This window comes from Granulicella sp. S190, assembly GCF_009766095.1.
In the GTDB taxonomy this organism is placed as follows: domain Bacteria; phylum Acidobacteriota; class Terriglobia; order Terriglobales; family Acidobacteriaceae; genus Edaphobacter.
In genome coordinates, this window is sequence record NZ_LMUD01000023.1 from 98,599 (window position 1) to 112,378 (window position 13,780).

13 protein-coding genes and 1 tRNA gene are annotated in these 13,780 nt (G+C 53.8%); 8 read left to right on the forward strand and 6 right to left on the reverse strand.

Annotated features, from left to right (window positions below; translation table 11 throughout):
- Window positions 1-151 precede the first annotated feature (151 nt).
- Together GSQ94_RS13750 and GSQ94_RS13755 are read left to right on the forward strand one after the other, a co-directional pair.
- On the forward strand, window positions 152-814 hold the full coding sequence (locus GSQ94_RS13750) for a Bax inhibitor-1 family protein (protein WP_158944450.1): 663 nt from the start codon (window positions 152-154) through the stop codon (window positions 812-814).
- A 96-nt stretch (window positions 815-910) separates the two neighbouring features.
- Window positions 911-1,447, forward strand: a complete 537-nt coding sequence (locus tag GSQ94_RS13755; RefSeq protein WP_158944782.1) for an SDR family NAD(P)-dependent oxidoreductase — start codon at window positions 911-913, stop codon at window positions 1,445-1,447.
- Window positions 1,448-1,499: 52 nt separating this feature from the next.
- Here GSQ94_RS13755 and GSQ94_RS13760 read toward each other — a convergent pair whose 3' ends face one another.
- From GSQ94_RS13760 to GSQ94_RS13770, 3 genes are all read right to left on the reverse strand, one after another.
- Window positions 1,500-2,039 (reverse strand): DinB family protein, encoded by a 540-nt coding sequence (locus GSQ94_RS13760; RefSeq protein ID WP_254063866.1) that lies wholly within the window; start codon window positions 2,037-2,039, stop codon window positions 1,500-1,502.
- 171 nt (window positions 2,040-2,210) lie between these two features.
- Window positions 2,211-2,759 (reverse strand): DinB family protein, encoded by a 549-nt coding sequence (locus tag GSQ94_RS13765; RefSeq protein WP_254063867.1) that lies wholly within the window; start codon window positions 2,757-2,759, stop codon window positions 2,211-2,213.
- Window positions 2,760-2,813: 54 nt separating this feature from the next.
- Window positions 2,814-3,773: a VWA domain-containing protein gene (locus tag GSQ94_RS13770; RefSeq protein ID WP_158944451.1), complete on the reverse strand. Its 960-nt coding sequence runs from the start codon at window positions 3,771-3,773 to the stop codon at window positions 2,814-2,816.
- Between the two features lie 179 nt (window positions 3,774-3,952).
- Here GSQ94_RS13770 and ychF point away from each other — a divergent pair, with 179 nt between their 5' ends.
- The gene (gene ychF / locus GSQ94_RS13775; RefSeq protein WP_158944452.1) at window positions 3,953-5,050 is read left to right on the forward strand and encodes a redox-regulated ATPase YchF; all 1,098 of its coding nucleotides are present in this window, start codon (window positions 3,953-3,955) and stop codon (window positions 5,048-5,050) included.
- A gap of 65 nt (window positions 5,051-5,115) precedes the next feature.
- On the opposite strand, the gene GSQ94_RS13780 is transcribed toward ychF, so the two are convergent.
- Window positions 5,116-5,358, reverse strand: coding sequence for a hypothetical protein (locus GSQ94_RS13780; RefSeq protein WP_158944453.1), 243 nt, complete (start codon window positions 5,356-5,358; stop codon window positions 5,116-5,118).
- 97 nt (window positions 5,359-5,455) lie between these two features.
- Window positions 5,456-6,988, reverse strand: coding sequence for a FecR family protein (locus tag GSQ94_RS13785; RefSeq protein WP_158944454.1), 1,533 nt, complete (start codon window positions 6,986-6,988; stop codon window positions 5,456-5,458).
- A gap of 338 nt (window positions 6,989-7,326) precedes the next feature.
- On the opposite strand from GSQ94_RS13785, the gene tyrS reads away from it, so the two are divergent.
- The 3 genes from tyrS (at window position 7,327) to GSQ94_RS13800 (ending at window position 12,251) form a co-directional block, all read left to right on the forward strand.
- A complete protein-coding gene (gene tyrS, locus GSQ94_RS13790) occupies window positions 7,327-8,589 on the forward strand; it encodes a tyrosine--tRNA ligase (RefSeq protein WP_158944455.1) in 1,263 nt (420 codons plus the stop codon).
- Window positions 8,590-8,694: 105 nt separating this feature from the next.
- The gene (locus GSQ94_RS13795; protein WP_158944456.1) at window positions 8,695-9,516 is read left to right on the forward strand and encodes a hypothetical protein; all 822 of its coding nucleotides are present in this window, start codon (window positions 8,695-8,697) and stop codon (window positions 9,514-9,516) included.
- A 38-nt stretch (window positions 9,517-9,554) separates the two neighbouring features.
- On the forward strand, window positions 9,555-12,251 hold the full coding sequence (locus GSQ94_RS13800) for a ribonuclease R family protein (protein WP_158944457.1): 2,697 nt from the start codon (window positions 9,555-9,557) through the stop codon (window positions 12,249-12,251).
- Here GSQ94_RS13800 and GSQ94_RS13805 read toward each other — a convergent pair.
- Window positions 12,248-12,724, reverse strand: coding sequence for an anthrone oxygenase family protein (locus GSQ94_RS13805; protein WP_158944458.1), 477 nt, complete (start codon window positions 12,722-12,724; stop codon window positions 12,248-12,250). The genes GSQ94_RS13800 and GSQ94_RS13805 overlap by 4 nt on opposite strands.
- A gap of 87 nt (window positions 12,725-12,811) precedes the next feature.
- Between GSQ94_RS13805 and GSQ94_RS13810 the strand changes: the two genes are divergently transcribed.
- The gene (locus GSQ94_RS13810; protein ID WP_158944459.1) at window positions 12,812-13,084 is read left to right on the forward strand and encodes an oxidative damage protection protein; all 273 of its coding nucleotides are present in this window, start codon (window positions 12,812-12,814) and stop codon (window positions 13,082-13,084) included.
- 103 nt (window positions 13,085-13,187) lie between these two features.
- Window positions 13,188-13,264, forward strand: a tRNA-Pro gene (locus tag GSQ94_RS13815).
- Window positions 13,265-13,780: the final 516 nt, after the last annotated feature.

The window sequence follows — 13,780 nt, forward strand, 5'->3', positions numbered from 1 at the left end:
CGCATCCCGGGAAGCCCGAAGTCCAGACCTAAGTCTCCTGCTTTGAAGACTTTGCGTAAAAACAGCGGGAGTGGCAGGGCTCATCCTGCATGACAAACCGACCGCAAAAGCGTCTCACTGAATGAGAAGTAAACGGAGCAAACAGCAAGCCATGAACGACTACCGCATGAGTCAGAACTATCCGATCACTCTCGAAGGCGCACGCGAGGAGACCTCCTCACTGCTCGCCAAGGTGCTTGCCATCACCTCGTTCGGCTTCTTTGTCACCGCGCTCGGTGTCGCCACTGCGCCGCCCTGGGGAACGTTCGTCGGCATGATCGTCGTTCTGGGCCTTGTCTTCGCCATCAACTTCACCCGCAAGGCCAACCCTGCTATCGCACTCGGACTCTTCCTCACCCTCACCTACTTCATGGGCTGGGAGATCGGTCCCCTCATCCAGCGCTACATCCACAACTTCGGCTCCGCGATCGTCTTCAACGCCGCCGCCACCACCGGCGCTGGCATGGCCGTCATGGGCTGCGTCGCGTATCTCTTCAACATCAACTACCGCCGCATCGCCGGCATCGGCTTCGCCGCGCTTCTGCTGCTGATCATCGCCGGAATCGCCAGCATGTTCTTTCACTTCCTCTCGCCGGACACCTACTCCTGGCTCACGCTGGGCATCTTCGGCCTGCTCACCGTAGGCGACTTCGCCCGCATCCGCGCCGGTGGAGACGGCCGCTCTGCCGTCTCGCTCTCCCTCTCCATCTACCTCGACGCGATCAACATCTTCCTCGCCGTCCTCCAGCTAATGGGCGGCCGTCGCAGAAACTAACTCCGGTACCTACCAACATCAACTCATACCCAACCCAATAGCCGCTCATGCGATCCAAGGCATGAGCGGGTTACTTTTGTTTCTTCAAAAAAAACCATAAATAACGTAGGCTGGATTGGCCGCAAACCAGTGGTCCGCTGCGTTCAGGCTGTGCTCCCCGCCATGCGCGAACGCCGCAGCGGATGCATCATCAACATCAGCTCCGTCGCGGGACGCATTTGTAACCCGCCACTCACCGCCTACTGCGCCTCAAAGTGGGCGCTCGAAGCCCTCAGCGAAGGCCTCACCGGCGAGATGAAGACCTTCAACGTCCGTGTCGCTCTCGTTGAGCTCGGCATCATCAACACCGCCATGGCTCGCCGTATCGAACATCCCGAAACCGAATCGCCCTACGGACAGAGCGCCCGCTTTGCAGCCTTGTTTGAAAACTCGCTAAAGACCCCCGTGCCTCCGTCGCTCGTCGCCGACAAGATTCTAGAAGTCGTCGACAGTGGAACATGGCAGCTCCGCCATCCTGTCGGCCCTGACGCTCTTCCATTCATTCAGTGGAGGACCGCTATGACCGATGAAGACTGGATCGACATGAACGCCGGAGACGACGCAAGCTTTTTCGCGAAGTTAGGGGCATCCTAGTCCACCATCCACTGGCGCAACCCGGAGACTGCAGTAGTTCGATGGCTGGCGTCTACCGCACGCCTTTGTTCGGATCCCATACTCCCTGCAGCTTCCGGACATAAACAATCTGACCAACGTGGTAAGCATTGTGAGTTCCAACGTGCGCGATTCTCGAAGCCCATAGCGATATCTTGGCGTCATCGGCCGCCTGTACCGCGTTCTCCCAATCCGTCATCACTGCATCCAGATCCGCAACAGTCTTGGTCCAACTCTTCGCATCGAATTCATTGAACGTCTCATCGTTGTTGCCATCGAACTTCGCTGGGGTCTCCCCCTTGAACTTCGTCAGCATCTCACGGTCCCAAAACACAAGATGATTCGCCAGTTGCCCGACAGAGTGATTTCCGCTTTTATCCGTCCAGCTCGCCTGCGCTGGGGTCAGCCCTGCCACTGCCGTATTCGCCGGAACAAACCACTCTGCTTTGTTATGCGTCGACCGAAGCTGTTCCAGTAGGACAGCTTTCAAAGTCATCGGCTTCTCCTCTTGCGCCTTGATGAAACCACACGAGAAGACCCCAAACATCAGTAGCCCAAACAGCATTCGTCTCATGGAAATCTCCTGTAACTAGATTTTGCGCATGAATCAACTGCAGGCCCAATCGACCAAATCATCCCACAGCGCGACGGCAAGCTTCGTAGAACACGCCTTTGGTGGTTCGGCCGTTTAATGCATCATGGCAACGCAGTTGCTGACTGATCCTGGCAAAAAGCATTCGAATAACTACTTCTCGCTGGTGGGCGGAATCAGTCCCTTCAATCTCATGTAGAGGGCCAGCGTCGCATACTGTTCGTTGTCGTGAGATACGGTTCCCCACAAAATCCCAACGCGTGATCGCTTTGCATTGAAAACGTCGAACAAATCCCCGAGGTTTGTGTCGGTAGCAGAAGCAAAGGCCTTATCGCATTCGGCAAACGAGCCTTTCAGCGCATCGATGATTGCAGCCTTGTCAGCTGTCTCGGCAGGTACCTTCGGCAAGTCATTCGCTGTAGTTCGATTCACGGCACCGCAGGTTCGCAGTTGCGCCTCGGTAACATGATTGACGACTCGCGCAAAGGTTCTTACCTCCGGCGTAGGCCTGAAGGAATAGTCCTCCGCCGGTGTCTTGTCCGCAGCCTTGAGGATATTTCCTTTAAGGGTTGTATAGCTTCGTTGTGCCTCGGCTGCTGGTCCGGTTGGTCCGGCTGGAGCACTGGGGGGTGCCTGACCGATCATCACTTTTGCAGCCATAAGTGCTGCAATGGCACAGATCACATTTATCTTTCGCATCATCTACCTCTCGACTTCAGATTATCCTTACGCGTAATGCGTTCCTACAACTTTTTGTTAATGCTTTGTCATCTTTGAATCTGGAGGCTCCGAAGACCAATAGTTGCTCCGCGCTGAGACCAACATCTCCGGATGGTGAGCAAGTTGCACCTTGATGGTATGCAGCCCCGGATCCACCGACGTAGGAGAGAAGCTCAGAATGTAGCTATTTCGAAGATGATTCTTCAGCGTACCAAGATTTCGTTCCAACTCTGCCTGATTATCGAAACTGCTCCACTCCCCACCGGACAAAGTTGCTACCTCAGCCGAAGTGTTTTTCTTTATCGCTCCAAGGATAAGACGCAGGGGCTCGCTTAGATTGAAGTAAGCTTGGTAATTCCCTTCTCCAACGTGAAGTGGTGGATTCAAGTGGGCAGGATCCTTGAACGCCTGTCTGGCAGCTGTCTTCTCTGCCGAAAACGTTACGCTGTAAATTACGGTATTGGTCTCGCCAAGTTCTTGTACAACGTCTTTTAGAGAGGTTTTGCTCCCCTCGTCATGTTCCTGACTGATCAGTAAAATCGCTCGTTGATTACTTGAAGAACGATTCTTCAGCAGATCGAGTCCATAGGCAAGACTGTCGAAGATCGCAGCGCCGCGATCGCCCTCGTCAGGATGGTCAACCGCGTCGCTCCACTGAGCGACATCAGAGGTAAACGGAGACGCCGCCTCTGGGCGACTGTCGAAGTTTACGATCGACACTTCGTTCGAGGCGTCACCAAGCAGGGAAGCGAGCATTTTATCAAGATTGGCATAGCTCGGAAACTGACCACGCGCATCGCCTCCCGTCTGCATCAGTACGACCAGCGACAGAGGCCGTCGGCTCTCCTCCTCTAACGTGATCTTCTGCTGCACTCCATTGTCGGTCAGGACGAAATCCTCACCCGTCAGCGAGAAGACGAGTTCTTTCTCCTGTGTCTGCACCAGCGTGGGAACGACAACTAGAGTTGTCGTTGTATGCAGGGTAGTCTGAGCCAAAGCCACTCCACTCAACACAGCGAGAAGACCGAATTGGGCTACGAGGAATCGCATTGCGCCTAGATTAGACGGGCAAAGGCTAGCGCGGCACGGAAGACAGTGCAAAAAGGTATCCTGTATAGGACACCCACGGCGCCAAAAGCCTCGTACCCAAGCTCTGTAACAAGGAAAATCGCATAATGCCATTGAACTGCGGAATCGTTGGACTACCCAACGTCGGAAAGTCTACTATCTTCAACGCTCTCACTTCGGCGAAAGCGCAAGCCGCCAACTATCCCTTCTGTACGATCGACCCCAATACCGGTGTCGTTACCGTACCGGATGAACGACTAGCCAAGATCTCCGAGCTCATCAAGCCCAAGTCGCTTGTTCCCACAACGATGGAGTTTATCGACATTGCCGGTCTTGTCGAAGGCGCCTCTAAAGGAGAAGGTCTGGGGAATCAGTTTCTCGGCCACATCCGTGCCACCGATGCTATCTGCCACGTCGTTCGCTGCTTTGACGACCCCGAAGTGATCCACGTCGCCGGAGGTGTCAACCCGCTCCATGATATCGACATCATCAACACTGAGCTTCTACTCGCGGACCTGGACACTGTCGAAAAACGTAATACCAAGGTTGAGCGTGCTGCCAAGGCGTCGAGTGATGGCAAGGTCAAGGCCGAACATGCCATGCTGCAGAAGTTGCTTACAGTGCTAAACGCTGGAAAGCCGGCGCGTACTGCCGAACTTACCGACGAAGAAAGGATTCTCTCCAGAGATCTTTTCCTAATCACAGCCAAGCCCCAACTCTATGTAGCGAATGTGGACGAGGCTGGGCTTATCGAAGGCAACGCTTACACGGCCGCGGTAGAAAAGCGCGCCGCAGAGGAGGGCAGCCAAGTAGTCCGCATCAGCGGTGCCCTTGAGTCAGAAATCGCACAATTAGAGCCTGCCGAGCGCGATGAATTTCTCAAGGATATGGGCCTCTCCGAGCCTGGACTCAACCGCCTTATCCATTCGGCCTACCGGTTGCTCGATCTCATAACCTACTTCACGGCAGGGGTACAGGAGGTCCGCGCCTGGACGATCCGACGTGGTACGAAGGCTCCCGGCGCCGCAGGAGTTATTCACTCAGACTTCGAAAAAGGTTTTATCAAAGCCGATTGCTACGCCTCTGATGATCTCTTCAAATACGGTAGTGAGCAGTCCGTAAAAGAAAAGGGGCTCCTACGATCTGAAGGTAAAGAATACGTAGTTAAAGACGGCGATATTCTCTTCTTCAAGTTCAACGTTTAGATAGCGCACAGCAAAAAGACGGCTCCGGGAAGGAGTCGTCTTTTTTGCTACGCTCATTTGACGAACTACTCCTTCGTCTTCAGCGCCCCATCATTTTGCTGAATGAAGGCTTCAATCTCGGGAGCCATCTCAAGAATCTTTCTCCATTGCTCTTTGTACAGCGTTACTGGGAATCGACCCATGCCGTAAATGGATAGCCCACCTTTTTCACTTACCTTCAGGCTTACCCCGCGCACGCCTTTGCTCTTAAGTTTGTCATTCTCCGCACGTAGCCGTTCAATCTCGGCTTTCAACTCTTCATCAGACATAGGTGATTCACTCCTTCAGTGAAAGAGTACGACATTGTCTCAGATCTGTGCATAAGAGACGTGTCGATTACTGCGTTGCTTTCCTATTGTCAGCCAGCTACTTCGGACTCACCGAACCTCGGCTTGCACCACCCGGACTGCCTGAGGCACTGTTCATCGTCACTCCAGTACCTGTCGGCTGAGAAGAGCCTGCGCCACGGTAGGACTGGCTCGTTGAACTCCCTGCAAATGCGGCCGATCGTGACGCAGCAGAAAAAGATTCGTTCGGAGATCCCTGCCGCAAAATGACTGCCCCCCTGTTTATTTCATTGGCAGTTGAACTCATTCGATTGCCAACAGGTTCGCTGTAGACCTGCATACTTGCTGAACCGTGTTGTTCCACATGGCTGGAAATCTTATTCAAATTGCCCAAAGATCCTCTGGGAACGCCAAGCCCTGCGGAGCCTCTTTGAAAGACAAAGCTGCCTTCCTTGTTTTGTCCAGAGAACACCATCGGATTCTGGTTCGCAAGCATTAGCGATGATTTGGCAGCTCCTTCAACGGGTGCCTGTGGAGGGAACGCTTGACGCAGCGGCGAATGAACTTGAGTTCCGGTCGGCGAGACTCCGCCTGCTGCCGTATTGTTCAAACCAGACCAGTTGCTGCCTGGCTGCCATCCCCAGCCGTAGGTCGGATAGTACGTCCAGGTGCCGGAGTGATACGGCAGCCATCCCCACGGATACGGCGAAACCCAGGAATAGCCGGCTCCCGGATATAAGGCCCACAAACCATTAGAGTAGGGGCTCCAGCCTGAACTGATGAGATAAGGCTGCCAGATCTGCCCGTATCCGCCAGCGTTAATGAAGTTTCCGTAGTAGTTGAGATCGCTCAGGCCATAAGCATTTCCGGAACCGGCGAAGGCATTCGCTTTCGAATAGCGAGCGTGATACTCATTCGAGTCTTTGTCCCACGCATCATATGACTCCGCCGCAACTTTCTTGTCGACGGTGACTTGCTCTTTATCCAGCGTCAGCGACTCTTTTTTTCCCAGTAGCGTCGTCTCTCCTGCGCGTTGCACTTCAACATTTCCACTGAATACCGAGATCACGATCTTTGCCCCCTCGACCTGCATGCGAAGATGCGTCGAGGGCGTCACCTTCATCTTTGTCCCTCCGGCGATCAAGAGGAACTCGTTTCCTTTCGTGCTCTCCAAGCTCACGTAGACTGTGCCATGCAAGACGTTCATCGTCGAAGCCTTCGCCCCTGAACTTCTCAAAGCAAGCAGCGAAAAATCTACCTGGGAGTTCGGAGTTAGGCGAAGAGTGCTGTTATCTTCGAACTCCACTTCAGCATATCCATCGGAGGTCTGTAGCTTTTCTCCTTCAACAATAGGCATGTTCTGCATCGTCTGCTCAAATCCGTGACCTGTCTTCCGATCCAAAGCAAGCGAGCCCTTCACATCACTTAGCCTCACAATGCGCACATGGGAATCATCCGGCTGCGCGCCGTTGCTTTCCGCTGAAGACGTGTCAGCCAGTAAAGGCCCATTGGCGACTGTCGTCTGCGCTGTCGCCCATTCTCCGAACGACGCTGGCCCAGCCAGCATTCCCAGCACTAATCCCATGACCATCGCTTCTGAAGCTGTCTTCATCTCCGCCTCCTGAAGGGTTCGAAGCCTTCTAAAACCTCTCAGACGGGCAAAGTATACGCTTGGCATCACTCCGTGGATATCTTTAGTTTTCTGTGGCGTCCAGAAGTTTGCATACCAGGCGCACATAGAAGACTCGCAGCTGAGAGATGAAGACGTGAGCCTCGTAGTCGCCAGATCTTCTGGAGAATGAGCCACGAAACCCATCCAATCCGCCTCGCAACTTCGTCATTTTTACATCACGGTCGACAAGTGCCTAATGCATAACCCGCACTGGTCTGACACACCCTACCGGTCAGGTCTCTTTGGTTCGAGGGCGCCGGTCTTTATACTTGAGGAATATGCCTACGTTTGCCTCGCTTGAAGACCAGCTTGATTTGATCACAAAAGGTGCCGCGGAGATTGTTCCACTGGAGGCGCTGAAAGAGCGCATTACGAAGTCGATTGCGTCGGGCGTGCCGATGCGAATTAAGGCAGGGTTCGACCCTACCGCTCCTGATCTGCACCTCGGGCATACGGTCTTGTTGCGAAAGCTTAAGCACTTTCAGGATCTAGGGCATACGGTGATCTTTCTGATCGGTGATTCGACTGCATTGATAGGCGATCCGACAGGACGCAATGTCACACGTAAGCCGCTGACGCCAGAGCAGATTGCGGTCAATGCCGAGACGTACAAAGAGCAGGTTTTTAAGATTCTGGACCGTGAGATGACCGAGGTCCGGTACAACTCCGAGTGGTTGGACAAACTTGGCTACTACGACATGGTGAAGCTAATGGCTCAGTTCACCGTGTCGCAGATGCTGGAGCGCGAAGACTTTCATAAACGATTCAATGAAGAGCAGCCGATTGCCTTGCACGAACTGATCTATCCGATTGCGCAGGGGTATGACTCTGTAGCGCTGAAGTCCGATGTAGAGCTGGGTGGTACCGACCAGAAGTTCAATCTGATGCGTGGGCGCGACCTGCAAAAGCACTATGGGCAGCCGCAACAAATTGTATTAATGATGCCAATCATTGAGGGCTTGGATGGTGTGCAAAAGATGTCGAAGTCGCTGGGCAACGCGATTGGAGTGCATGAGCCTGCGGCGGAGATGTATGGAAAGTTGATGTCGATTTCGGATGAACTCATGTGGCGCTATTGGACGCTTCTGACAGATCTGCGGGGCTCGGAGATTGCGCAGATGCAGACGGATGTTGTGGCTGGTGTGTTGCACCCGATGCAGGCGAAGAAAAATCTTGCCTGGACGATTACACGTGGATTCCATTCGAAGGAAGAGGCCGATGCAGCAGCCGATAGCTGGGCGAAGACGTTTCAGCAGCGCGGCGTCAGCGAGGACGTTCCGGTAATACAAATCTCATTAAGCGCTGATGGACTCGCTGCGGCGCTGGATCTACAAACCGGTTCATCAGTTCGGATGCCGAAGCTGCTGCAGCTCGCGGGGCTTGCTGGTTCTACAGGAGAAGCGACACGCAAGATTGCGGAGAATGCGGTGAGTGTGGATGGGCAGAAGTTCAAGGATAAAGTACTTGAGGGCGTGAAGGTAGGAGATTTCCACGCGCTGCGATTGGGAAAGAAGAGCATGAGGGTGGAGTGGATTAACTAGAAATCTAGATACGGAATCGTCTAACGCTTAGATCTCTGCGTTCTCTGATAGAGTCGGGAAACGCAAACCTTACTGAAGAATCTGCATCTTAGAGGATGTGGTTCTATGAAGAATTCGAAGTCCTTTTTGTGGTCAATCGTCGTGCTCGGACGGTTGTTCGCTGGATCGCTACAGATGCATGCGCAAGCTTCGCCGGTGCCAAGGGAGATCGTTCGAACAGCGATGCAGACAGAGCTGTCGGCAGACCTGAACGATCACTCACGCTGGAGGTATCGCGATGCGCAGAAGGATGGTTCTGATACAGTTTCGATTGTCGTAGAGACCGATCATGGAGCCGTGAAGCGTCTGGTCACCCGGAACGGAAAGCCGCTCAGCGACTCAGAAGCGAGCACCGAGGATGCAAAGGTGCAGAGTTTTGTCCACGATCCGAGTCAACTCGCAAAGCAAAAAAGAGATGGAGTCCAGGATGGAAAGAACGCAGAAGAGTTACTGCGAATGCTTCCGGATGCCTTCGACTGGAAACTCCAGAGCGAGGATGTAAAAAATCTGACGCTTCACTTTGAGCCGAATCCCAAGTTCAGTCCTCCGGATATGCAGGGGCGGGTACTTGGTCAGATGGCGGGTGAGCTGGTTGTTGATAAAGGGCAAAACCGCATCGTTACCATTAGCGGAAAATTGACGGAAGATGTGACCATCGGCTGGGGACTTCTCGGTAGACTCCGCCAGGGCGGGACATTCCGGGTTGAACGTAGAGAAGTGGCTCCTGGCCTGTGGCAGATCACTGAAACTCATGTACATATCGAGGGGAAAGCCCTGTTCTTTAAGAACATTGGGCAACAACAAGACGAAGTACAAACTGACTTCGTCGAGGTACCGCACGGCACGACTCTGGAACAGGCGGCGGAGATGTCGAAGACGATGAAGTAGTAAAGAACAAATGATTACTCGCTGTATGCTCGGAGACGATGGCACATACTCCCTACCCACAGACTGATCGCGAGTTGATGCGATTAATTGAGCGCTCACCCGGGCACCGTGCTGGGTACAAGCAGCTGATTCGCGAGCTTGGTATGGGCGGCGGACGCGAGCGCAGATTGCTGCTCGAGCAGCTTTCCCGAATCACAGCTCGCGGCGAATTGGTGAAGGTTGATAGCGAGCAGTGGAGCCTGCCAACAGCTACACCAGAGAAGACGAAGCGGCCAAAGCGCGGTGCAGTTGAGATGCCAGTAGAGCACCGGCCAACACGAGACAAACTGCTTGCGGGGAAACTCGATCTGCATCGCGATGGCTACGGTTTTGTGCGACCCAATGGAAGTGTAGACCGAAGCGATGATCTCTTTATTCCACCCCATGAGTTGAACGGTGCAATGCAGGGCGACGAGGTGCTGGTAGACGAGGCACCTCCGGGTAGAGACGGACGTCGGTCGGGTAGGGTTGCGAGAGTGCTGAATCGAAAGAACCCCACAGTGGTAGGGATCTTTCATTATGCAAGAGCACATCGAGGCGGCAACAACCCCGGGGAAAGTCTTCCCCTAGTCAATGGAAACTACATTACGCCTCTGGATGAGCGGATGACTCAGGCGATATTGATTCCAGAGGGCGCGGAGATTTCCCCTACTTTGAAGCAGACGCCGCATCGCGTTCTCGGGGAAGAGGCTCATGCGCAACAGTCTCATTGGTCCGAAGAACTGGATCCGCACAAGCCCCTCGAAGGACTTGCCGTCGATGTGGAGATCACCGATTTTCCGACTGCGGGAAGGCCCGCGCGCGGACGCATCATCGAAGTGCTAGGCCCCCCCGATGCATTTGGGGTGGACGTTGAAATTATCATTCGCAAACATCATCTTCCGCATATATTTCCGGCGAACGTGCTGGCCGAAGCGACAGCTTCCGCGGCACAAACGGTGGAGTTGCTGGAAGACAGTGAAATCGCGCGTCGAATTGATTTTCGCGGGCGAAATATTGTCACGATCGATGGCGAAACAGCGCGAGACTTTGACGATGCGGTGCTGGTGGCACCGATGTCGAATGGCAATTGGGAGCTGCAGGTTCACATTGCAGATGTGAGCCACTACGTAAGGCCGGGAACGGCGTTGGATCTCGAGGCTCGTCTTCGCGGAACATCAGTCTATTTTCCTGACCGCGCTATTCCAATGCTGCCGCCACAGCTCTCAAGCGGAATGTGCAGCCTGCGACCAGACGAGGATCGGCTGGTGCTTAGCTGCATTATGGAGATTGATTATCGTGGCGAAGTGCTGGGTTACAAAGTGTGCGAGGGGATCATTCGCAGCGCAAAACGAATGACCTATACACAGATCCAGGGAGTGCTCGATGGCAACGTCGAGACGCGGGCAGAGTTTTCTACCCTCGTGTCGGAGTTCGAGCAGATGTATGAGTTGGCACTGAAGCTGAATGCAAAGCGACATCGGCGCGGATCAATTGATTTCGATCTGCCGGAGCCTGTGATTCAGTTCGATCCGGACGGCAACATGGAGGCGATCGTTCGATCCCAGCGCGGATGGGCTCACCGGCTGATCGAAGAGTTCATGTTGTCCGCGAATGAATGCGTTGCGACGTGGATCGAGTCGCAGAGAGTAGCGAGTGTATATCGAATTCACGAGGTACCCGATCCAAAACGGATTGTCGATTTTGAAGAGACCGCAAGCCAGTTTGGATATTCCTTGGGTTTCAGCAGTCTGCCTGTTAAAAGGATCCAAACAAGGGGGGATCGGCGCGATGTTCGCGGCACAGATCGTCAGGTGAAGACGCATGAGGTTGCGGAGTCGATTCCGGTAACGCCGCAGATGTATCAAAAGTTGACAGCAAAGATTGCCGGAAAAGCAGAGGAGCGAATCCTTTCGTACCTGATGCTGCGATCACTGAAACAAGCCCGATATAGTGAGAAGAACGTTGGCCACTTCGCATTAGCGAGTCCGAGCTATACGCACTTCACCTCGCCAATCCGGCGCTTTCCGGATTTGATCGTCCACAGGCTGTTGCGCGAACTTATCCAAAGTGGCGCTGACACGAAGGGCGCAGCAATTCTGTCAGACGCTCCACAACCCTGGGGTGAAAAGGGGATCACCAAAGATCAGGCGCGAGATGCTGGCCGTCCGAACTTGGAGGGGCCAATTCCCGAGGCCGAACTAGGTGCAATTGCTGCAGAGTCCAGTCAGTCAGAGCGAAGGGCCGACGATGCAGAGCGCGAGCTCATTGAGTGGAAGAAGATTAAGTTCATGCAGGACCGTGTAGGTGAAGACTTCAATGCAATTATTCTTTCATGTACAAAGTACGGTTTCTTCGTCGAACTGGATAGTCTATTCATTGAGGGCTTGGTGCCGCTAACGTCGCTACAGGACGATCGCTACATGTTTCGCGATACGGACCGGCAAATCGTCGGAACCCGAAATGGACAGGTGTTCAAGATGGGGCAACGGGTACACGTGCTGCTGGATCGCATCGATCGCCAACAACGAAGATTGCAGTTCGCCTTAATTCCAGAAGAGAACAATGCGAAGCCCCGATCGCTGCGTAAGTCAAAGACGGCTGCTAGTGCGAGCGGGGAAAGACCACACTCAAGCCCAAACCGTTCAGGCAAAAAGGAGAAGACAAAGTCGAAGGTTCGGGAACGAAACAAAAAGTCGAAAGGAAAACGGCGTTAGATTGTTGCATTTGCGGGGATGCCGAACAGCCCGGTAAGTAGGAGCAAAAAAGCCATGATTAAGAGGACAACTCTCGCCTGATGCAGCCGGTCCCAGCGGCGCCGGTCCTGAAGCCAGCAGTCATAGGGGTGCTCTGGATCGATCTTAGCGATGCGATTGTTGATCGGCACGAGCATGGCGATGGTAAACAGAATGGTCACAGCCCATAGTCCGCCTGCCAATAGAAGGAACAAACCAGGCCCGCTCGAAATCGGGCGATGCTCGGAAGCAGCGCCGAGGATCAACACAAGGGCCAAGCCATACCAGAGAGGCATCGCTTTGCCGAGTATGCTGGCTAACGGCGCTGCGATTTTGGTGTGGGTCCTGTCGTCCACCTTGTACAGCTGCGGATGAACGAAGACTGCGACGGCCAACTCGTTGCCTGCCATCAATCCGACTATGGCTGTGGTCGCTATGTCGTAGGCAACGGTCATAGCAGGGTTGGATGCATTGCCATTCGGGCGGATGCAGTGAAATTGCGGTGCGCATCGTAAAATGAAAGCTTCAAAGGAGTTCTAGCTATGGCGCATATGGTTTTCGACACAAGACTCAAGGCAGAGATGGAGGGGCTGGACGAACCGCCGTTCGATTCAGACTTTGGCCAGAAGATCTTCAAGAATGTCTCAAAAAAGTCGTGGGGTGAGTGGGTGGAGAGGCAGAAAATGCTCCTGAACGAGTACCGCCTGCAACCATGGACCCGCGAGGCGCAAGAGTTTCTGGTTGAACAGATGAATGAGTTCTTCTTTGGGGAAGGCGGCTCCTTGCCAAAGGAGTTTGTGGCTCCTACCACCTAATGCATCAGCGTGCGAGTAGCCGCAAAAGTCTGACCAATCGTGTACACTTAGGTCTGCAATATACCCCGCCGTCACCCACCCGGGCTGACGTGCAAACAATAGTCGGGACGTGGCTCAGCCTGGTAGAGCGCACCCTTGGGGTGGGTGAGGTCGCTAGTTCGAATCTAGTCGTCCCGACCATTCATTTGTTCTCCTATTTTGAGTAATTTGCAGCAGAATCTATTTCTAACTTCACATGTGTGAGTCTCGCTGATACGTCCGCTTTGGAGTGTGGTCGGACGGAACGTTTGTGAACTACGAACATGGAGTGAACTCGGTAGTGAATCGCCTCCGCGAAGCTCTTGGGGATAAGGTGAGCAATCCGAGATTTGCTGAAACGCTAGCCCGTCGCGGCTATCGTTTCGTAGCTCCTGTGGAGCGAATTGCGTTTGAACAAGCTTCCGCCGTGGGCATAGTGGAACAGGTTTTGAAGGAGTCAACGATCATTCCGACGGTGTGGATTTCTCGACCCGGTTCTGGCTGCATCAGACGACCTGCCTAAGAGTTCGCACTCCGTTGTGCAGGCACTCTTCCTTTTGCTGCAATTGATGCACCTAGGCTTCTATGTTGGGGCGCTCGCCAATTTGCATGTAAGAAGAAGCAATAGTTCGTCTCCTGCAGTTTGCGGAATGCCATGGATATGACGCACGCGAGCAA